Here is a 20,278-nt window from a genome sequence, read left to right on the forward strand (position 1 = left end):
GCATACTCCTGTCAATGCGATGCCTGCGTCAGGTAGGTCGCGCACGGCAAAAGGAAATGAAGGAACGGGCATGGCGGAGAAAATCGGCTTTATCGGATTGGGGGCCATGGGCGGGCCGATGGCGGCAAACCTGGCGCGCAAGGGCAGCGATCTGATCGTCTATGATATCGATTCGGCGAAGGTTCAGACACTCGTCGATCTGGGCGCGACGCCTGCCGGATCGGTGGCGGAGATCGCGAAGGCCGCCGACATCATCCTGACGATGCTGCCCGATTCACCCGAAGTCGAGGAAGCCGTGCTCGGCCCTGACGGGATACTGGCGCATGGCCGTCCGGACCAGTTGGTCATGGACATGTCGACCATCGCACCTTCGACCACCGACAGGCTGCTGAAGACGCTGAACGAGGCGGGCATCGGTTTCGTCGACGCGCCGGTCGGGCGGCTGGTCACGCACGCGATCGCCGGCGAATTGCTGTTCATGGTCGGCGCGTCGGGCAATGATTTCGGACGGGTGAAGCCCCTGATCGAAGGGATGGGCACCACCATCCATCACTGCGGCGCGCCCGGCACCGGCATCCGGACCAAGCTGGTGAACAATCTGATCGCGATCTCGGTCTGCCAGATCGATGCCGAGGCGATCACGCTGGCGCAGGCGTTCGGACTGGACGTGCAGAACACCATCGATGTCATCAACGGCACCACGGCGATGAACGGCCACCTGATCACCAACTGGCCGAACAAGGTCCTGAAGGGCGATACGTCGCCGGGCTTCCGGGTAGCGCTGGCGCACAAGGACGTCAGCCTGGCGCTCCAGGCGGCGCATGAGGCAGGCATTCCCATGTTCACCGGCGCGAGCGTGCGCGAGGCCTATGCCTCGGCGCGGGCCGCCGGTTACGGGGATCAGGATTTCTCGTCCCTCGTCGATTTTCTCTGCGAGAAGGCGGGGATCGAACCGCCAAGGCTTTGAAATGTAATACTGTTACACTTGCCTTGGGGGCAGGACTTCCGTGATCATGAATCGATTACCTTCTGCAAAAGAAGGAATTGGGGGGTCGGAAAAAACCGGCTCTGTGGGAATCACGGAGGAAATCTACAGTGAAAAGAGTTCTTATGGGCGCGGGTCTCGCGCTGGCCTTGAGTGCGGGAACCGCATTCGCACAGGAATGCAAACCGTCGAAATACGGTGCCGATGACGAGATCGGTGCCGCCAATCTAGTGACGCCCGAGCGCGTCGCGGCGGCCGCGAAACTGGTCAAGAAGGGTGAATCGCACCCGCTGGGCATCGTTGTGGATCCCAACATGCCGGCGTTTCCGCCGCGCGGGATGATGCTTCAGATCGTTTCGCCCGGTCAGCAGAACGGCCGGACGCTCGGCCAGGACTTCGGCTGGGATTCGATCTACAACGACGACATCGCGCAGCTCTGGTTCGGCATCGGCCCGCAGATCGATGGTCTGGGTCATCTCGGCGAGGGCACCTACTACAACTGCAACGATCCCAAGGAAATCTCTGCGCTGACCGGCCTGACCAAGCTGGGCATTCACAACATCCCGCCGCTGATCGGCCGTGGTGTGCTGATCGATATCGCCAAGCATCGGGGCGTTGAGTCCCTGAATGCGGGGGATGCCATCACGCCTGAGGAACTGGAAGCGGCATCCAAGGCACAGGGCGTGACCTTCAAGGGCGGTGACATCATCCTGATCCACACCGGCTGGACCGACGCCAAGCTGGAATCCGATCCGACGGCATGGGTGTCCGGCGAGCCGGGTACCAACAATGCAGCCGCCGTATGGCTGGCCGACAAGGATCCGGTTGCGGTTGGCGCTGATACCTGGGGCGTGGACGTTGTGCCGCCGGCACCGGGCGACAAGGTTTTCTACGGCCATGTCACCCTGCTGAAGGAAAACGGCATCTACATCCTGGAGACCATGAACACCGGTCGTCTGGCCGCTGAAGGCGTGAACGAGTTCATGTTCGTGCTGGGACAGGCGCGCATCAAGGGCGCGGTGCAGATGATCATCAACCCGGTTGCCATGTGGTAGCCACGATCGGTTTCATCGATCGACGACGGGGAAGGGGGCTCTGAAGCCCCCTTCTTCTTTCCGGACGTGAGGGACACGCATGACGACATTGGCTGAGGCGCTGGTCGGCGCGCTGAAGGCGCGGGGAACGCGGCACCTGTTCGGTGTGCCGGGCGGCGGATCGAGTCTGGATCTGATCGAGGCCTGCGGCAAGCACGGCATCACGTTCGTCATGGCCCGGGGCGAGAATGCGGCGGTGCTGATGGCGGCGGCAACCGCCGAGATCACCGGCGCGCCGGGCGCGGCGCTCGCCGGGGTCGGACCGGGAGCGGCAAGCGCGGTCAACGGCATGGCCTACTGCCATCTGGAACGTGCGCCGGTCGTGCTGTTTACCGACCGGGTGCCGGTCAATCCGAACCGGCCGAGCTGGCATCAGAAATTCGATCAGGTGGCGATGTTCGAACCCGTATCGAAAGCCGCGGCCTACATCACGCCCACCACCTCGGGCGACGAGATCGCCGAACTGCTGGACAGGATGACCCTGCCGCCTTTCGGGCCGCTGCACGTGGACCTGACAGCTGCAGAGGCAGGCCTGCCGTTCGAGGACGAAATTCCGCAGCCGCCGCCCGGTGACAGGGGTGTTTCGCCCAGGCTCGATCGCATGGCGGGTACGTTGGACGGCACCCGCAAGGTCGCGATGATCGTCGGCATTCAGGCGCGTCATCAGGGCGATGCGGCGCTGCGGCTGGCACGGGCCCTGAACGCCGCATGCCTGACGACCTACAAGGCAAAGGGCACTATCCCGGACGATGATCCGCTGCTGGTCGGTCAGTTCACGGGCGGCACCGCCGAGGCCGCCGTCCTGCATGAAGCCGACGTGATCGTGCTGTATGGGCACGATCCGGTCGAGGCCATTCCGGGGGCCTGGATGTACGACGCGCCTGTGCTCGCCCTGTCGGACTGGGACTGGGTGGCCGAGCAGGGGCATCCGACACCGGAGGTCTTTGCGGTTGGCGATCTCGGCGCGATGGCCGGACAACTGGCCGAAAGTGCCAGCGGTGCCAACTGGACGGCCAGCATTTCGCAGCACAGGCAGGACTATCGCGCCCGCACCGCCTATCCGGTCGTCGCGGGCATCAGTCCCGATGACGCGGTGCGAACCGTGCAGTCGCTCGCCGGTCCCGCGGCGCGGCTGGCCTGCGATGCGGGTGCGCACATGATCCCCGCGCTGGCCCAATGGGTTGCGCGCGATCCTGCAGGCGTTCTGAAATCCAACGGACTTTCGACCATGGGATACGCCTTGCCCGCGGCCATAGGCGCGGCGCTGGCCGAGCCCGACGTTCCGGTGGTCGCGATCACCGGGGACGGCGGCGCCATGATGTGTCTGGGTGAGCTGGCAACGGCGAAGGAACTGGGGCTCGACATCACCTATGTCATCCTGAACGATTCAGCCCTGTCGCTGATCGACGTCAAGCAACGCAACCAGCAGCGCCCGCGGTCCGGCGTGGCATCGGAGACATTCGATTTCGCGGCCATTGCAAGGGGGTTCGGCTGGTCGGCGGCAACCGTCGACAGGTCGGAAGACCTGCGCGAGACGGTGACCCGGCTGGCTTCGGAGAGCGGTCCGACCCTGCTTGACATCCGGATCGACCCGTCGGGTTACGGCGCGCAGTTCGAAGCCATGCGCGGTTAAGGTGATGTTCGATAGTGGTCCAGCGTGTTGCGGATCATGCCTTCCAGGCTGAAGGACCGCTCGGCCCATTCTTTCGCCGCGGAACTCATGTGTCGCAGTCGTGCGGGATCGGAGACCAGATCGAACAGGTGGTCCGCCAGGACACCGGGATCGCCGCTGTCGACCATGATCCCTGTCTCGCCGGGGATCATGGTCTCCGGCACACCGCCGACCTGGGTGGCCGCGACGGGAACGCCGAGAATCTGGGCCTCGATGAGCACGTTCGGCAGACCTTCCATCCGTGAGGTCAGCACCAGCACCGACATGCGGGCCATCCACGGTTCGACCGGTCGTTTCGCGCCGGGCATGTGAATGCGATCCGGCAGGCCGGCTTCCGCCACCTTGCGCATCAGTTCAGGCCGCAACGGACCATCGCCGACCAGGATGAAATGGGCGTGCGGCAGCCGCGCGGACAGGGCGATGGCGGCGTCCGTGAACAGTTCAGGCCGCTTTTCCTCCGAGAACCGCATCACGCCGCCGATCACCGGCGCGCTTTCGGGGATGCCGAGCGCGGCAAGGCTGCCGTCGTCAGGCGCAGCCGTCGCCGTCGCCCGGATGCGGTCCACGTCGAAGCCGTTGTGAATGACGCCGACGGACCCGTCGGGCAGGCCCAGCCAGTCCTCGTAGTCCCGTGCGCCGTTGCGGGAATTATTGACCATGCGGACGTTGGGCAGGGCAAGCATCGCGTGATAGCCCGGTTCCAGATACCGTCGCATCCGCCGGCGCGCGTCGGGCCGTGTGGAACGCGTACCCATGACGATGTTCGGCACCCCGGCCAGCAGGGCGGCAAACCCGCCCGCCACGTTCACCGTGTCCTGCCAAAGGTGCACGACCTCGGGGCGGTGTTTCAGGAACACGCCCAGCAGCGGCAGCGTCAATGCCTCGACTTCGGCGGGCATGGCGGCGGCCAACCGGATGGCCTCGCGGTGGCGGATCGCGCCGTCGCCCAACTGGCGGATGTGATCCATCGCCTCCCTGTCCCCCAGGTCGATCACGCCGTAGCCGGATTCCCTGACGAGCGGTAGGAAGAAATCGTGACGGTGATCGGCGTTCAGGGACCGCGCGACCAGATGGACGTCGTCATAGCCGTGGTCGACCCGCGCCAGCGCCTGCATCGAGAACATGACCTGCCGCTCGGAGCCGCCGCTGCCGAGGCTGCTGGTGACCAGCATCGCGCCCCGTCGGTCACCGGCATCGTCCGCCGGACGCGGCCAGGTGCGCCGGGCGACATGGCTGAACAGGTCGTCGGGCACGCGAACATCGGCGTAGCGCGCCGGATCGGTCGCGGGCCAGTCCGCATGCATGGTCTGCAGAACCGATGCGGTCTGTACCAGCGCGGATGTGATGATGCGGTCCGTGCGATCGATCCGGCGGCCCTTCTGCGCCAGATCCCAGGCCTTCCCGTATGCCCCCAGGTTCATGTTGAAACGGACCGCGCGCCGCCAGAGGACGACATCGTTGGGTGAAAGGGTAAGGGCCCGATCGAACAGTTCGTCGGCGTCATCGGGCAGATCGACGACCTCTGCCAAGCGTGCGAGATCGGCCAGGGCGATCGGGTCGGTTTCGCTGACGGACTGCCGGGCACGATCGAGCAGCGCGCGCGCCTCGCCGACCTTGTCTGCGGTCATCAGATTGTTTGCGTGGCCGATCCAGAACCCGATGTTGCCCGGATAGAGGTCGATGCCGCGCATGAAGGCCGTGTTGGCGGTCTCTGGTTGTCCCAGACGATGGTTCAACGTGGCGAAATAAAACAGGCCGCCCTCGTGATCGGGGTCGATGTTCAGCAGTTTTTCGGCGAGGGGCAATGTCTCCCGGGCCGACAGTTCCTGTGAGAACATCTGATTGATCAGTCGGTAGAGCAGTTCCGGATCCTGCGGGAACAGCTCCGTCGCGCGTCGCCAGAAGCTGAGGGCGCGATCGTGATCCTGCTGCGATTCGATGGCGCGTCCGAGTTGCAGCAGCGCGGCGGCATCCTGCTTCAATGTCTCGAAGGCGGTCTCCAGACGCCGGTCCGTTTCCGCTGCATCCATCAGGCGGTAGCCGATCAGCACATGCAGCACCGCGCCGCGCGGGCGATCCGGGTGGCGCGTCCGGAATGTTTCGTTGGCGCTGTCGGCGGCGTGAAAATCGCCGCTTCGCAGCAGGCTGGTGATCAGACCTTCCCGGGAATCCAGATGGTCGGGATTGATCTCGACCGCCTGCCGGAAGTGCACTGCCGCCGTCTCGAAATCGTTGGCCTGAGAGGCGCAGCGCGCCAGGAAGACATGAGGTTCGAAGGGGCGGACCACGGTTTCCGGCGCGTCCAGAAGCTGCTGCCAAAGTGCGCCCGATGCCTGATAGTCGCGCGCAGCATAGAGCAGGCGCGCCTTGCGCAAGGCGACCTCCTGCGGCGGCGGATCACGACGCATGCCTTTGTTGGTCCAGTCGTTCGCGGCCTCCAGTGCACCCAGGCCGACAAACCCGTCCACCAGCGTCGTGATCAGGCGAACGGGCAGGCGCTCCTCGGGCCCTCGCGCGACGGCTTGCGCAAACGCTTCGAGACCGGGAAGGTCTTCGAGGCGGGAAAGCTGACGGGCACACAGGATCATGGCCGCATCGTTTTCCGGGTCGATCGCCAGCGCGCGCTCGCCGCAATCGAGGGCTTCGCGGCGCTGACCGAGCTGTTCGTAGGCTGTCGCCGCCTGCAACAGCGGGCCGACCCGCCCCGGCTGCAGTTCGGCAAGAGCCGACCATGCCCGCGCCGCCGCCGCCCAGTCGCCGCAGCGGTTGCTGGCGAAGCCGGCGATCTCGGCGGCTGCGCTGCTGGATGCGTCGGCGCTCAGGATCCGGAAGGCGCAGTCGCGCGCCTCGGTGTGACGGTCTTCAGCCAGATGCTGACGTGCCACTGTCAGCAGCTCGTCGGGCGAGGTGTCGGATTCCACCGGTTGCGGCTCGACCGGATCGTCATCGGGTACCGCCATCGCCGGCAGCTCCGTTTCCGGCGGCGCGGCAGGCAGGTCGGGCTCTGCCGCGGGCATGTCGTCGGCAGAAGGGTCCTCCGGGACCGGCGCGTCGGCAGGTGCGGTGCCGGCCAGCCATTTATCGATCCGCGCCGCCGTTCCCGGCGCGATCGCGCGCGCCTCGGCAAAGTGTTCTTCCGCCAGGGCACGGTCACCGCGCCGCAACGCGATGCGGCCCAGGAACAGCAGGGGCTCCTCGGCCCTGACCTTGTGGGCACCGGATGCGGCGATGGCTTTCCAGCGCGCCTCCGCGGCATCCCAGTTGCCGGTCCGATAGTCCATGCGCGCCAGATAGATCTCGGCGGGCGCGGTGGTCGCAGGGTCCGCAAGCGCCGTCTCGAACAGGGGCCGCGCCCGCGCGTCATCGGACTGACGCCAGAAGAACCGCGCCAGCACCAGCGCAATCCGGCCTGACGATTCCGCGAGCGTCCGCATGTCGGGCTTGCCCGCTTCGCGGCGCAGGTCCGCGTCCATCCCCAGTCGTTCCAGAAGCGTGACGCGGCGATAGGCGATTTCCTCGTCTTCCGGCAGGTGCGCGCGTGCGATGTCGCTGGCTGCCGCCGCCTCGGACAGGCGTTCCTGACGCATCAGCGCACGGATGTAGTTCAGGTGCGGGCGCGGCTTGTCCGGTGTCTGCAGGGCGCGCTGTCCCCAGATCCGCGCGGCCGCGCTCCAGTCCCCCGCACGGTTGGCGGCGATGCCAGGGTCGATCTTCTTCTCGGTTGCGGCCGGTCGGACCGGTTGTTCCGGCTCAGGCGCCGGCGCATCCGACTCCTTGCGGGCACGCAGCCGTTCGATCCAGGCGAGCGCACGTATCACGCAGCCGCACCCTGCGTTTCGGAACCGCGCACATCGACCGTGAGCGGCTGTCGTCCGTCGCCGTCGATATAGGTCTGATACCAGAGCTCCAGACACAGCAGCGTCCACAGGCGCGTGCCGTGATCTTCGGTGCCCGAGATATGCTGGCCCAGCATGTTGTCCAGATAGGCGGAATCCAGCAGGCCGCGCTCGCGGAACCGCTGGGCGGTCAGCGTGTCGTAGACGAAATCGGCGATGTCATGGGCCATCCAGTGGGCGACCGGAACGGAAAAGCCCATTTTCCTGCGATACAGGCATTGCTCGGGGACGTGGGGCTCCATGGCGTGTTTCAGCAGGGCCTTGGCCTGCAATTCGCCATGGCGCTGGTAGATCCGGCTGGACTGCGGCAGCCGGGCCGCCCACTCGGCCAGCACGTGATCCAGCAGCGGGCTGCGGCCCTCCAGGCTGTGCGCCATGGTCGCGATGTCCGCCTTCACCAGCAGGTCGTCGGGCAGATAGGTGTCCACATCCGCGCGCGCCGTCCGCTCCGCCGCGTTGGCGGGGGTCGCGCCCTCCATCCGGGCGAACCAGTCCGACGGCGGGTTGAGGCAGAACGGCAGCAGCGCCGGCCCGTATCCGCGCAACCGGTGCTCGTCCCGGAATTTGCCGACGATACGTTCATAGCGGTCCCGCATCAGAAGCGCGCTGCCGAAGGGACCGACCCTGCGCGACGCCAGATTGGCGGGCAGGTCCTGTCCCATCCGCAGGTAGCGGGAATAGCCCAGGAAGATCTCGTCGCCGCCGTCGCCGGTGACGGCCACTGTGACGTGGCGGCGGATCTCCTTCGAAAGCGCATAGGTCACCAGCGCCGATGAATCGGCGTATGGCTCGCCATAGTTCCAGATGATCTGTGGCAGCACGTCGATCAGGCTGTAGTCCATCTGGAAATCGCGGTGCTCGGTTTCGTAGCGATCGGCGACGGCCTTGGCGAACTGCAGTTCGTCATTGCCGATGTTGCCGAAGCCGACCGAGAAGGTTTTCAGGGGTTCCGACATGCGCGGGGCCATGCGCGCGACGACGGCTGAAGAATCCACGCCGCCCGACAGAAAGCAGCCGATGGGCACGTCGGCAATCATGCGCAGGGCGACGGACTCGTCGAACAGCGCCATGAATTCCTCAAGCAATTCGTCGGTCGGCCGGTCCGCCAGCGACTCATCGACCTCCGGCAACGTCCAGTACCGCCACCGGCGGACCTCGCCGTCGGGCCGCAACACCATCGCCGTTGCGGGGGGCAGGCGCATGATACCCTCGAACGCGGTCTTCTCGCCGGTGCAGTAGCCGAGGCCGAGATAGTCGTGGATGGTTTCCATCACCGGCACCCGCGGGACGTCGGGGTATCTCAGGATGGCCTTGATCTCCGAGGCGAACAGAAACTCCGTCGACGTCTGCCGGTAGAAGAAGGGCTTCTTGCCGAACCGGTCGCGTGCCGCAAACAGTTCCTGGCGCTGCACGTCCCAGATCGCGAAGGCGAACATGCCCCGCAGCCGGTCGAGCACGGCATGGCCCCAGTGGGCGTAGCCGAGCAGCAGCACTTCGGTGTCCGATGTCGTGCGGAAACTGTAGCCCGCCGCCGCCAGTTCCTTCGCGAGCGACTGGTAGTTGTAGATCTCGCCGTTGAAGACGATCCGGTAGCGACCGTCCAGAACCCGCATCGGCTGGGCGGAACGGTCGTCGATGTCGATGATCGCGAGCCGCTTGTGTGCCAGTCCGAGCGGCCCGTCGACGTCGATGCCGAACCCGTCGGGGCCCCGGTGATGGATCGCATCCAGCATGTCGCCCAGAACATCCCGCGCGTTGCCGGGCAGGGACTCGCTGCGCAGTTTCAGGACGCCAGCAATGCCGCACATGTGGTGTTCCTCCCGCTGACCGCCCGCCCGAAGCTAACCGGCGGTCAGTCTGTCACGAATAATCTGGGCCGACTCAAGGCCTGCATCGAGTTCAAGCGCGCGATTGGCCGCCGTCAGGGCCGCTTCACCGGCACCGGAACGCTCAAGGCACTTGGCGTATTGCAACTGCATCCGCGCGTTGTCGGGCAGGCTGACGGTCAGGCTGCCCCATACATCGGCTGCTTCGCGGTATCGACCCGCGGTCATCAGCGCCTGACCCATGACCTGCCGGACGTACACGCTGTCGGGATCCCGGTTCAGATGCGCCCTGGCCAGGGCCAGCGTCCGGGGTGATTCCGCCTTGTGTGCGGTCATCACCTCGTCGATCGACAGGCGCAGGATCGCGGACCGGATGCCGGACTGATCCTGCACCTCCGGATGATCCTGGATCAGTTCGAAAAGCGACCAGGCGCGTTCGGCATCACCTTCGCCCGTCGCCTGCCGTACCATCAGGATCAGACGGCTGAGCAGGGAGCGCAGGTTGGCTTTGGCTTCCTCCAGATGATAGCCGTCGGTGCGGGAGTTCGAGGACATGTCTTCCAGTCCGCGATAGGCCACGAACGCCGCGTCATATCTTCCACAGGCTGCGAGCGCGCGCGCGAAATTCATGCGGTATTTGATGCTGTCACGATCCAGCGACGCCGCCTTGCGGAACAGTTTCTCCGCCGTTTCCATGTCATCGCGGGCATAGCAGTCACGACCCAGGATGTACCACGCCTCGGGATCGTCCGGATGCCGGGTTGCACGTGCGATGGCTTCGTCGAACGATCTGGCGTTCGGATCTGATTGCAGATGTTCACGCAGGCGCTCCAGCAGCGTCGACGGAGCCTCGGCCTGTTCCAGTTCCTTGTCGTAATCGATCGAGACGGGTCGGGTTTCCCTGGTTTCGACGGCAGCACCCGACCATTCGACGAGGCGTTTCAGGGCGTCGCGCGCTTCCGGCCAGAGACCGGCGGTGCCCGGGTCGTCCAGTCCGCGGGCGAGCGCGGCACCCAGCGCATCGGCGGACTGACCGGCCGTCGATGCTTCCTCCGCTTCGCCGGTCAGACCCGCCATCGCATCGTGTGCGACCAGCAGCGCCTCTTCCGACGGCTCGGCATGTCTGAGCGCGTGACAGAGATAGACCAGCGCATTCAGCGGCTGACCGGATCGGGCGGCAAAGGCCGCGACCGCAAGCGCCGCTTCGGAGCGTGCAGGGTCGATCTCCAGGACCGCGCGCCATATCCTGTCGGCGTGGGCGGGCCGGTCTTCGGCGGCCGCCTGCGTCAGCAACTCCTGAACAGCGGGGTCGGCAGTTTCCGGAACGGGGTTATGCGTCTCTGCCATGACCGGTCAGACCGCCGCCGCGGAGGGCTTGTGTTCCGCTGACGCGACTTCAGCGATCTTCTCGTACAGGTGGTCGGCGATGTGTGCGTCGAATTCCGGTGAATAGTGATACAGGTCGCGGCCCTCGTTCTTCAGCGCCTTTTTGCGGCCATAGGCCATCAGATGGGGCGAGGGATCGAAACAGGCGTGACCCGTCTCGCTGGCGACCTGCTCGACCAGCCTGCGGTTGCGCGTCCGCTGATTGGAAATGGCGTTGTCTTCGTCATCGAAACTGAAATGCGGGACCAGAATGATCGGCAGACCGGAATAGTCGGCGACCTTCCGGATGCCGGCGACGAAAACATCGTCGGCAAGCTCCTCGAACGTCAGCGTGCGGATGATCTCCTCATCCGACGGTTTCAGGTCGTCGCGCCGTTTTCCGATCAGTTCGTCCGCCGTTTCCGACACCGTATCCTTGCGCTGGGTGACGTCGCGCCACCAGGAAAGGAAATCCACGCCGCCCTTGCGGACGAAATTTTCCGAGAAATAGTTCTGCTGGAATTCGTACATTCCGCAGCGAAGACGCGCGAAACTGGAAATCTCGACGATCAGGAAATCCAGCGTCTTCATGATGTCGGCAAGCCGGCTTTCGACATCCGGGGCCCTGTCGGTGCGAAAGATGAACGGCGCAAACGGGTCCGGTACCTGGACATCGCCGCGCGCGAACCGCAGATATTGCAGCGCTTCCATGGGACCATGGGTAAAGGCGTTGAATTCGCGCCAGATCATCTCGGCGCGCCCCTGATCGATCAGCGAACGCATCGGATTGTGCACGCGGCAGGTTCCGATCACGCCGAACCGGATCGGCGCGTGATTGTTCCCTGTCTGGTTTTCAACGCTGGCGATCAACATGCTTGGTTACCTGATTGGGTCCGCAGACTATCGTACGGCTCCCGTGAATGAAACGAGACTCAACTTCCCGTTCCGGCCAGCAATGCAACAAGCTCGCCAACTGTTGCAACCGTGTAACTTGCATCGATATCCACGGGCTGTCCCGCGCGTGCCTCGATGTTCAGCATGATTCTGACGTGGGCGAGGGAGTCCCAGCCGGGCACGTCGGCCGCCGTCGAGTCCGCCGAAATTTCGCTGGCCGGCGTTTCGGTCTCTTCCGCGACGGCGGCAACCACGTGCTGCATCCATTCATTGGCGTCCATCAGCCCGTCCTTTCGACTGTTGTTCCAGAAATTTCGCCAGATTGGCGGCGCGGCCGATCTTGCCGCTGGTCGTCTTGATCAGCCAGCCGGGATCGACCAGTTCGACAGATCTCGGCATCACCTGAAACACCGAGAACAGCCGGTCCGAAATCTGTCGGCGCACGTCGGCGTCCGGGTGGCTGGACGCCGGATCCCGCTCGGCCAGCACAAGCATGACCTGCGATCCGACGCGCTCGTCCTCGTGGCCCAGCACGACCGCCCGTCCGGGTTTCAATCCTGCGATCTGTGCCAGTTCGGCTTCGGCTTCGTGGCAGTAGATATTGCGGCCGTTCACGATCATCAGGTCATCGGTACGGCCCAGCACGAACAGATGACCGTCATGCGTGAACCCCTTGTCTCCGGTGTGATACCAGCCTTTGTCCAGCTTCGCTGCGGTGCGCTCGGGATCCTCATTGTAGCCATCGAACAGAAACGCACCCGAAATCGCGATCTCGCCGACCCGGTCGTCGCCCAGTGCGGCGCGGCTGTCGTCGCGGATCTCCACCGACAGCCCATCCAGCACCCTGCCGCTTTCGATCAGGTCCAGGACGTCATCGCCTTCCGCGGCTTCGGGCACCGCGATGACCTGACCGGTCTCGCGCAGGGCGTTCGCATCGACGCTGATGCGCGCGGGTGGACGGTCCAGCTCGGTCTGGCTGACGGCGAAAACCGTTTCCGCCATGGCGTAGCAGCACTGCAGTTGTCCGGGCCGCACGCCGGCCGCCGCAAAGGCGGTGGCGAAACGATCGAAGGTCGACGGCTTGCAGGGTTCCGAGCAGTTGATGAACGCACGGACGTGGCTCAGGTCGAATTCGCCCGCCCGTCGTCCGCTGGTCAGTGCCAGATGCTCGAACGCGAAATTCGGCAGCCAGCACAGGGTGCCGCGATCCCGCTGCAGCAGATCCAGCAGCATCGCCGGGCGGGTCAGCCAGTGGAACGGATCGATATGGGTGACAGGGATGCCGAGAAACGCCGGCGTGATCATGCAGGCGATCAGGCCCATGTCGTGATACAGCGGCAGCCACGACACGACACGATCCCCGGAGGAGGCCCGCAGTGTTGCCGCATAGCTGTCCACCTGCCGCTGAATGGCCTCGAACGACAGCCTCACACCCTTTTTCAGGCCCGTCGTCCCCGAGCTGTGCTGCAACAGGGCGATCCGGTCGGCGGGCGGGGGCGTGAAGGTCGCCGCCCCGGCACCGTTCGCGACGGTTTCGATCGCGATCTGGATGATTCCCGTCATGTCGAGGCCCGCCGAACGCATTTCGGCGAATGTCTCCCGGTCCGCGACGAGCGCTGAGGGCCGGATTTTTCGCAGCAGCTTGTTGTGCGATTGCCAGTAGAGTTCCGGATCCTGGCGCGGTGACGAGCACGGCATCAGCGCGGGAACGTAGCCCGCCAGCATCGCGCCGAAGAAGCTGCCGTAGAGCTGCGGCACGTGCCTGAGAAAGATCAGGACGGTCGAACCCTCTGCGAGATTTTGGTGTCGGTAGGTTTCGGCAAAGCGGCGGCAATCCAGTGCCATGTCCCCGAAGGTGAGGTCCAGCCGTCCGGATGCCGTCACGAAGGAAGCAGCGCGATCGGTCTCGCGATCGCGGAAGTGCGTCATCAGCCGGTCTGCAAAGGGATTCGGTCGCTCTGAAGTCATGGTCGCGCGGCTGCTTTCAAACTCGGTTGTTCCCGGTTGTGGTATTTTTCAATTTCGGTCTTCGAACAAACCCGTCTAGCCGATCTAGCTTTTCCGACGGGGAAAATGATAAACCTCACGCGCGGAAAATCGGCGGTCCAGATTTGCGAATCTGGTTTTCAACGTCACATTTTCCGCAGAAATTTGAAAGCCGGACTCTGAAATGGCTGCCGTGCAGGATATGCGGTTGCGACCCCGAACAGGGATCCGGAAAGACGGGCGGCGTAGATGAGTTCAAAGGCGATTGCAGGCGGCGGAATGCCGGCTGGCGAAGCGGGCGTTGATGTTTCGATCCGACCCCGGACCGAAATCGACCGGCTGTTGGCCCTGTGTGTGCTGGAGCCGGAACAGACCGGCGAAGCGCTGCGGATCGCGATCGATGCGGGCGGCGAGAGCGGTGCTCTGGCGGTTCTGCTGGAAATCGCGACAGCAGCCGGAAGGGCCCGATCGGATTTGAGCGGTGCGGATGGTTCCGCCTGCGCCGGGATGCTGCCCATGGCTGCGAAACTGGTAGAGCAAGGCGATTTCAGCCGGGCGGGCGCCCTGATTGCGCTGATGCGGCGTCTGGGATCTGACACCGAAGGCGTTGCCGCCCTGTCGGGGACGATTGCCGCTGATCTGACCCGTGCCATGCGCGCGGCACTGGCGGACGGTGACGATGACGCGGCAGCGCGCATGGCACAGACGCTTACGGGCGTGGCACCCGATGCGGCGGAAGGCTGGCAGACAAGCGGACGACTGAAGCTGAAGGCAGGTGATCCGCAGGGGGCGCTGGATGCGCTGAGAACGGCTGTCGCGTTGCATGACCAGTCCCAGAACACACTGCTCAATCTCGCGCGTGCCGAGGCGGCCTGCGGTCTGTATCAGGAAGCAATCCTGTCGCTGTTCAAACTTCAACGGATCTCCGAGAGCGGAGACGGTCGCTACCGGCCATTGGCGGTTGCCCAGCTCGAATCGCTGTTTGCCGGGATCTCGACCGCCGCCGTGGAGGCGGAACGTGCCAATGACGCGGTGCGCTTGCTGGCCTGTTTCAATATGCTGAGCGAGATCGCCCAGAGCGTTTCCGGAAGCCTGATCGAGTATGTCGTGTCGTCGCGCAATATCGCGCGGACCGCGACCGGTTTCGCGCGGGTTGCGCTGGCGGTCGGACAGGGACGTCAGGGCATCGATGTCTGCGATGCCGCGATCGAGCTTGAGCAGGAGAACGCCGGCCTGTGGAGCGCCCTGGGCCGGATGCGCCTGCATTATCACGAGAACCGGCAGGCGATACACGCGTTTCGGCAGGCGCTCGATCTGGCACCGGACCAGCCGTCGGTGATGGACGGTCTTGCCGAAGCGCTGTTCCGCGAAGGGGATGCCGATGCGGCGCTTGAGACGCTGCGCAAGGCGCTGACATTGGATGGTGCCAGCAGCGCGATCCGGACCCGGCTCGAGCGCATAGAGGCGGCTCAGGCCGCCCGGACCGATGGCATGGCGGACGGCGACGCGCCGCGACACATTGAAATTCTCGGCCTGCCCAATCAGGGCAATGCCCATCTGGGTGCGGTGCTGGCGGCCCGGTCCGGCGTGCACTACGTGGGTGAATCGATCTGGCTTGCCGGTCAGCAGGACGGCGAAGCGCAAGGCGATGCCCGGTTCGCTTCCTGCCAGCTTTGCAAGCGACCGGATTGCGACGTCTTCGATCTCGCATTCCGCCAGGCACTGACGGATGACCGGAAAAACTGGTTCACCAGGATTGCGGCGCAGTGCGGGGCGGAGGTGCTGGTCACGACCGACAACAGCCCCCAGATCGCGCGCACGCTGGATCCGTCCGTCGGCGGCGACTGCATCATCGCCTTTCGATCCCCGGCCAGCGCGTGGGGCGTGCTGAAGCAGCATTACTCAGCCAGCAAGCGTGCCCTGCCGTCGCTGTTGCAGTTCCTGCAGGGCTGGCATCGAACATATGCGACCGCGCTGCATGACTTCCCCAGCCGGGGTGCCAAGACGGCCTTCGATCTGGACAGGCTGGACGGGTCCGGCGCCGACGGACTCGCTGACCTGCAGGAACGTCTGGGGCTGGGCGGCGCGGGGCAGACCGGCGTATCCGGTGCGGATCATGTGTTCGGCGTGACCCTGTCGGAGATCGAACAGGCACCGGTGCATACCGACATCCAGCTGACTGCCGCAGAGAAAAAGGTCATCGAGGGCTTCGCCGATGCGGCGCGCCTGTATGACGAACTGGTGGCTGCGGCGGTCTGACGGCTTTCGACAGACGGATGCGCCGGTCAGGGACTGCGCAGATCTACCCGCCCATGCCTTTCAGCATTTCGCCCGCAATGATCATCTTGCGGACTTCCGTCGTGCCGGCGCCGATCTCCAGCAGCTTGATCGACCGGTAGAGCCGGTTCATCTCCGACTCCCAGATGTAGCCCGATCCGCCGTGGATCTGGATGCCATTGTCCAGCACGCTGTGGCAGGCATTGGCGCAATACATCACCGACGCGGCCGTCAGGGCGTGGATGTCGCCGCGCCCGCCGCCGCCGATCTCCATCTCGGCGGCCTCGGCGAGGGTGCGGTAATTGAAGGTGCGCATGGTCTCCACCGAGACGTACATGTCCGCCAGCATCGACTGCACCATCTGGAACGAGCCGATGGGCTTGCCGAACTGCTGCCGGGTCTGGGCATACTCCAGTGATAGTTCCAGCGCACGTTCCGACACGCCGAGGCAGATCGGCGAGATCATGGCGCGCTCCAGATCAAGGCCGCTCATGACCACGGCGACGCCCTTGTTCTCCTCGCCCACCAGGTTCTCGGCGGGCACGCGGCAGTCGTCGAAGACCAGTTCGGCGGTCTGGCTGCCGCGATAGCCCATTTTCGTCAGCTTCTGCGCGACCTTCAAGCCGGGGAAGTCCTTCTCGACGATAAAGGCGGAAATCCCCTTCGGTCCCGCATCGGGGTCGGTTTTGGCATAGATAAGCAGCGTGTCGGCGACCGCGCCGTTGGTGATGTAGATCTTCGAGCCGTTCAGGACGTAATGGTCGCCGTCGCGCTTCGCGGTCGTCCGCATGGACCCCAGCGCGTCGGATCCGGCACCCGGTTCGGTCAGGCCCAGCGCGCCGACTTTCGCACCTGAACAGAGGTCCGGCAGATACTTGCGTTTCAGGTCGTCGCTCGCGTTGCGGTAGATGTTGTTCATGCACAGGTTGTCGTGGGCGACGACGCTGAGCGCGAGCGCATGGTTCCAGCGGCTGAAGGCCTGCAGGACAACGCCCGCCGTGGTCAGGTCCTGCCCCAGCCCGCCGTATTCCTCGGCCACGGTGATGCCCAGGAAGCCCTGTTCCCCCATCTTCGGGAAGGCGTCTTCGGGCCACCATTCCTCGTTATCCATCCGCTCGCTGTAGGGATAGAGTTCGTTCCGCGCGAAGCGGTCGGCCTGATCCAGGATCTCCCGCTGGTCCGGCGTCAGGTCAAACGGCCTGGCGGTGTCGTTGCGCAGCAAAGCATCTGTGTCGGGCATCTTTTCCTCCCCGGCGTGCGTCGCACCAGCATCCGCTTCGCACGATTTTCGATCAACGTGAAACTTATTGAATGATATTTACCATGTCCAATATTTTGCGCCCGTCTGGTGCAGTAGCCGATTGAAGTTCGATGCCATTCGCTGATTTGACAGGTGCTGGATGAATGAAGAGCGCATTGACAAGGTTGGTGAGCATCACTCACTATTATAGCGAAAGCCGGTTCGAAACGTCATGCCGGTGCCCTGGGGGACAGGTCGGTGAATGCCGTAGTCGAGAAGCGCAGTCATGTGAGATTGCCGCGTGATGAGCGGATGCGGCAGATCGAGGCCGCGGCGCGCGATGTATTCTCGCGGCACGGCTTCAACGACGCGTCCGTCAGCGAGATCGCCCGGCAGGCCGGTATTTCCGAAGGCGCGATCTACAAGTTCTATGCGAACAAGCGCGAGTTGCTGCATACCATCCTGACCGACTGGTACCGGGGGATGATTGCCGACTTCCTGACCAAACTGGAAGGCATCCAGGGCACCCGGACGCGCCTGCATGTCGTGATCTGGCAGCATCTGAAATCGATCCGGGAGAACCCCGACCTGTGCCGCCTGTTCTTCTCCGAGGTGCGCAGCGCGCCGGATTACCAAGACTCGGCCCTGCACGCGGTGAACCGGGAATACACCCGTGTGCTGCTCGATATCCTGAAAGCGGGGATCGCGGAGGGCGACATCCGTCCTGACGTGTCGCCGGCCCTTGTGCGCGACCTGATCTTCGGCGGGATCGAACATCACGTCAGCGCCTATGTTGCCGGTCGCGGCGCGCTTGAACATGACGATGTCGCGCACCGCCTGTCGGACATGGTGCTCACCGGTATCGCCGCGCCGCATCCGCCGTCGCAGGAATTCGGTGCCATCCTGACACGACTTGAAAACCTCGCCGACCGAATGGGTACGGCAGGCGGCGACCGATCTTCGAGAAGCACGACATGAGCGGGGGAGCTTCCATGTTCCAGAAAGTCCTGATTGCCAATCGCGGCGAGATTGCATGCCGGGTGGCGCGGACGCTGGCCGGGATGGGGATCGCCAGCGTTGGCGTCTATCATCATGCAGACCGCCGCTCGGCGCATGTGAGCGCGGTCGACGAGGCCGTCGAGATCACGGGCGACACGCCGGTTGCCGCGCATCTGGACGCGCAGCAGATCATCGGCATCGCAAAAGAGCGGGGCGCGGAGGCCATCCATCCGGGCTATGGCTTCCTGTCCGAGAACGCCGGTTTCGCCGAGGCGGTGCAGGCTGCGGGCCTGACCTTCATCGGTCCCTCGCCGGAGAGCATCCGTCTGATGGGCGACAAGATCGAATCCCGCAAGTTCGCCGAAGAAAACGGCGTGCCCGTCGCGCCGTCGGTGCTGCCGACGGGCGATATGGACGCGTTTCTGGCCGAAGCATCGTCCATCGGTTTTCCGCTGCTGGTGAAGGCGAGCGCCGGCGGCGGCGGCAAGGGCATGTCCATTGTTCGCGAAGCCTCGGAACTGGCGGACAAGGCGAATACGGCCTCGGCGGAGGCGGAGCGCTATTTCTCCGACGGGCGCATCTATGCCGAACGATATGTCGAGCGCCCGCGCCACATCGAGGTGCAGGTCTTCGGCGACGGCAGGGGCGAGGTGATCCACCTGTTCGAACGCGAATGTTCCATCCAGCGCCGCTTCCAGAAGATCGTCGAGGAAGCGCCCGCCGCCAATCTGGACCCCGACCTGCGCGACGAGATCTGTGCGGCGGCGGTGCGGCTGGCCAAGGCCGCGAACTACGCCAACGCCGGGACGGTGGAATTCATCCTGGCGCCCGACGGCGCGTTCTACTTCCTGGAAATGAACACCCGCCTGCAGGTCGAACATCCGGTCACCGAGATGATCACGGGCCTGGATCTGGTGGAGATGCAGCTGCGCGTCGCGGCCGGCGAGGGCCTTTCCGTCGCCCAGACGGACGTGACGATCGACGGCCACGCCATCGAATGCCGTATCTGCGCCGAGGATCCCGAGAACGATTTCCTGCCGGAGACGGGTCGGGTCCTGAGGTTGCGCGCGCCGCGCGGCGACACTGTCCGGTTCGAGAACGGTCTGACCGAAGGCCAGCCTGTCACCGCCGACTTCGATCCAATGCTCGCCAAGCTGGTCGTGCATGGCGACGACCGGACCGACGCGATTGACCGTGCGATTGGCGCGCTGGTCCACACGCTCCTGCTCGGTGTCGTGACGAACATCGATTATCTGGCACGGGTTCTGGACCACAGCGCCTGTCGCGAGGGTGCTCTGCACACCGGATTTGTCGAAGAACATGCCGCGTCCCTGGCAACGGCGCAGCCGGATGAAGATGTGCAGGACGCCGTTCTGATCGCCGCGCTGCTGGATGACCCGGCGTTTCGTATGCAACTGGACGATTGCCCCGAACCCTATGCGTCCATCGGCGGCTGGAGGAACTGAGCATGCCTTTCCCGGTAACACTTGATGGCGAGACACATGCTGTCGAGATCATCGCCCGCAAACCGAACCTGATCGTCGAGATCGATGGCCGCCGCCGCACCGTTGAAATGGTGGAGGACGAGGACGGCTATCGCGCCCTGTCTTTCGGCGGCCTGCCCCACGAATTCGAGACCGGGCAGGACGGCGAGACCGCCTGGGTCCGCAGCCTGGACGGCCGGACGTTCCGGATCACGGTCGAGGACCCCATCGCCGCAGCCGCCGATTCCGGTGCCGCCGCCGACGAGATCCGTGCGCCGATGCCCGGCTCCGTCGTCGAGGTGCTGAAGCAGGTCGGCGATGCCGTCAGGCGCGGCGACACGGTGCTGACCATCGAAAGCATGAAGCTGCAGACCAACCTGAAGGCGCCCCGCGACGGCGTGCTGGCCGAACTGCTGGTCGGTCAGGGCGACACGTTCGGCAAGGACGCCGCCGTCGCCCGCCTGGAATCTGAAGAATGAAAACGAAAAACACCAGCCTGTTCCGGGACTTGATCCCGGAACCCAAGCCTGAGCCCTTCCGGGCCCGTCATGTTGGCGGCG

14 protein-coding genes are annotated in these 20,278 nt (G+C 64.7%); 7 read left to right on the forward strand and 7 right to left on the reverse strand.

Annotation, left to right across the window (positions count from 1 at the left end):
* Positions 1-70 precede the first annotated feature (70 nt).
* From ACN0X7_RS00135 to ACN0X7_RS00145, 3 genes are all read left to right on the forward strand, one after another.
* On the forward strand, positions 71-967 hold the full coding sequence (locus tag ACN0X7_RS00135) for an NAD(P)-dependent oxidoreductase (protein ID WP_417512840.1): 897 nt from the start codon (positions 71-73) through the stop codon (positions 965-967).
* Positions 968-1,095: 128 nt separating this feature from the next.
* The gene (locus ACN0X7_RS00140) at positions 1,096-2,040 is read left to right on the forward strand and encodes a cyclase family protein (protein ID WP_417512842.1); all 945 of its coding nucleotides are present in this window, start codon (positions 1,096-1,098) and stop codon (positions 2,038-2,040) included.
* 79 nt (positions 2,041-2,119) lie between these two features.
* Positions 2,120-3,712, forward strand: a complete 1,593-nt coding sequence (locus ACN0X7_RS00145; protein ID WP_417512844.1) for a thiamine pyrophosphate-binding protein — start codon at positions 2,120-2,122, stop codon at positions 3,710-3,712.
* On the opposite strand, the gene ACN0X7_RS00150 is transcribed toward ACN0X7_RS00145, so the two are convergent.
* From ACN0X7_RS00150 to ACN0X7_RS00175, 6 genes are read right to left on the reverse strand one after another with little or no spacing between them, the layout of a single operon-like run.
* A complete protein-coding gene (locus ACN0X7_RS00150; RefSeq protein ID WP_417512846.1) occupies positions 3,709-7,569 on the reverse strand; it encodes a glycosyltransferase in 3,861 nt (1,286 codons plus the stop codon). The two genes, ACN0X7_RS00145 and ACN0X7_RS00150, sit on opposite strands and share 4 nt — an antisense overlap.
* Positions 7,566-9,455 (reverse strand): asparagine synthase (glutamine-hydrolyzing), encoded by a 1,890-nt coding sequence (asnB, locus tag ACN0X7_RS00155; protein ID WP_417512848.1) that lies wholly within the window; start codon positions 9,453-9,455, stop codon positions 7,566-7,568. The genes ACN0X7_RS00150 and asnB overlap by 4 nt, the downstream gene beginning before the upstream one ends.
* Before the next feature lie 33 nt (positions 9,456-9,488).
* A complete protein-coding gene (locus ACN0X7_RS00160; protein WP_417512850.1) occupies positions 9,489-10,820 on the reverse strand; it encodes a tetratricopeptide repeat protein in 1,332 nt (443 codons plus the stop codon).
* Positions 10,821-10,826: 6 nt separating this feature from the next.
* Positions 10,827-11,711, reverse strand: a complete 885-nt coding sequence (locus ACN0X7_RS00165) for a hypothetical protein (protein WP_417512852.1) — start codon at positions 11,709-11,711, stop codon at positions 10,827-10,829.
* Between the two features lie 59 nt (positions 11,712-11,770).
* Positions 11,771-12,013: an acyl carrier protein gene (locus ACN0X7_RS00170; protein WP_417512854.1), complete on the reverse strand. Its 243-nt coding sequence runs from the start codon at positions 12,011-12,013 to the stop codon at positions 11,771-11,773.
* Positions 12,000-13,661, reverse strand: a complete 1,662-nt coding sequence (locus tag ACN0X7_RS00175) for an AMP-binding protein (protein WP_417512856.1) — start codon at positions 13,659-13,661, stop codon at positions 12,000-12,002. The genes ACN0X7_RS00170 and ACN0X7_RS00175 overlap by 14 nt, the downstream gene beginning before the upstream one ends.
* Positions 13,662-13,967: 306 nt before the next feature.
* Between ACN0X7_RS00175 and ACN0X7_RS00180 the strand changes: the two genes are divergently transcribed.
* On the forward strand, positions 13,968-15,977 hold the full coding sequence (locus ACN0X7_RS00180) for a tetratricopeptide repeat protein (protein WP_417512858.1): 2,010 nt from the start codon (positions 13,968-13,970) through the stop codon (positions 15,975-15,977).
* A 43-nt stretch (positions 15,978-16,020) separates the two neighbouring features.
* Here ACN0X7_RS00180 and ACN0X7_RS00185 read toward each other — a convergent pair whose 3' ends face one another.
* The gene (locus ACN0X7_RS00185) at positions 16,021-17,235 is read right to left on the reverse strand and encodes an acyl-CoA dehydrogenase family protein (RefSeq protein ID WP_417512860.1); all 1,215 of its coding nucleotides are present in this window, start codon (positions 17,233-17,235) and stop codon (positions 16,021-16,023) included.
* A 258-nt stretch (positions 17,236-17,493) separates the two neighbouring features.
* Here ACN0X7_RS00185 and ACN0X7_RS00190 point away from each other — a divergent pair, with 258 nt between their 5' ends.
* The 3 genes from ACN0X7_RS00190 to ACN0X7_RS00200 are packed head-to-tail and all read left to right on the forward strand — an operon-like array spanning position 17,494 to position 20,197.
* Positions 17,494-18,213, forward strand: a complete 720-nt coding sequence (locus tag ACN0X7_RS00190) for a TetR/AcrR family transcriptional regulator (protein ID WP_417512862.1) — start codon at positions 17,494-17,496, stop codon at positions 18,211-18,213.
* A gap of 14 nt (positions 18,214-18,227) precedes the next feature.
* Positions 18,228-19,700, forward strand: a complete 1,473-nt coding sequence (locus ACN0X7_RS00195) for an acetyl-CoA carboxylase biotin carboxylase subunit (protein ID WP_417512864.1) — start codon at positions 18,228-18,230, stop codon at positions 19,698-19,700.
* A gap of 2 nt (positions 19,701-19,702) precedes the next feature.
* Entirely contained in the window at positions 19,703-20,197 is a 495-nt protein-coding gene (locus ACN0X7_RS00200) for a biotin/lipoyl-containing protein (protein ID WP_417512866.1), read from the forward strand.
* Positions 20,198-20,278: the final 81 nt, after the last annotated feature.

The organism is Minwuia sp., assembly GCF_048263705.1.
In the GTDB taxonomy this organism is placed as follows: Bacteria; Pseudomonadota; Alphaproteobacteria; order Minwuiales; family Minwuiaceae; genus Minwuia.

Excerpts from the sequence above, each read along its gene's own strand:
- ACN0X7_RS00200 (WP_417512866.1), top strand. The coding sequence starts at position 19,703 with ATGCCTTTCCCGGTAACACTTGATGGCGAGACACATGCTGTCGAGATC.
- ACN0X7_RS00195 (WP_417512864.1), top strand. The coding sequence starts at position 18,228 with ATGTTCCAGAAAGTCCTGATTGCCAATCGCGGCGAGATTGCATGCCGG.
- ACN0X7_RS00160 (WP_417512850.1), bottom strand. The coding sequence starts at position 10,820 with ATGGCAGAGACGCATAACCCCGTTCCGGAAACTGCCGACCCCGCTGTT.
- ACN0X7_RS00135 (WP_417512840.1), top strand. The coding sequence starts at position 71 with ATGGCGGAGAAAATCGGCTTTATCGGATTGGGGGCCATGGGCGGGCCG.
- ACN0X7_RS00165 (WP_417512852.1), bottom strand. The coding sequence starts at position 11,711 with ATGTTGATCGCCAGCGTTGAAAACCAGACAGGGAACAATCACGCGCCG.
- ACN0X7_RS00180 (WP_417512858.1), top strand. The coding sequence starts at position 13,968 with ATGAGTTCAAAGGCGATTGCAGGCGGCGGAATGCCGGCTGGCGAAGCG.
- ACN0X7_RS00145 (WP_417512844.1), top strand. The coding sequence starts at position 2,120 with ATGACGACATTGGCTGAGGCGCTGGTCGGCGCGCTGAAGGCGCGGGGA.
- ACN0X7_RS00175 (WP_417512856.1), bottom strand. The coding sequence starts at position 13,661 with ATGACGCACTTCCGCGATCGCGAGACCGATCGCGCTGCTTCCTTCGTG.
- ACN0X7_RS00185 (WP_417512860.1), bottom strand. The coding sequence starts at position 17,235 with ATGCCCGACACAGATGCTTTGCTGCGCAACGACACCGCCAGGCCGTTT.
- ACN0X7_RS00170 (WP_417512854.1), bottom strand. The coding sequence starts at position 12,013 with ATGGACGCCAATGAATGGATGCAGCACGTGGTTGCCGCCGTCGCGGAA.
- asnB (WP_417512848.1), bottom strand. The coding sequence starts at position 9,455 with ATGTGCGGCATTGCTGGCGTCCTGAAACTGCGCAGCGAGTCCCTGCCC.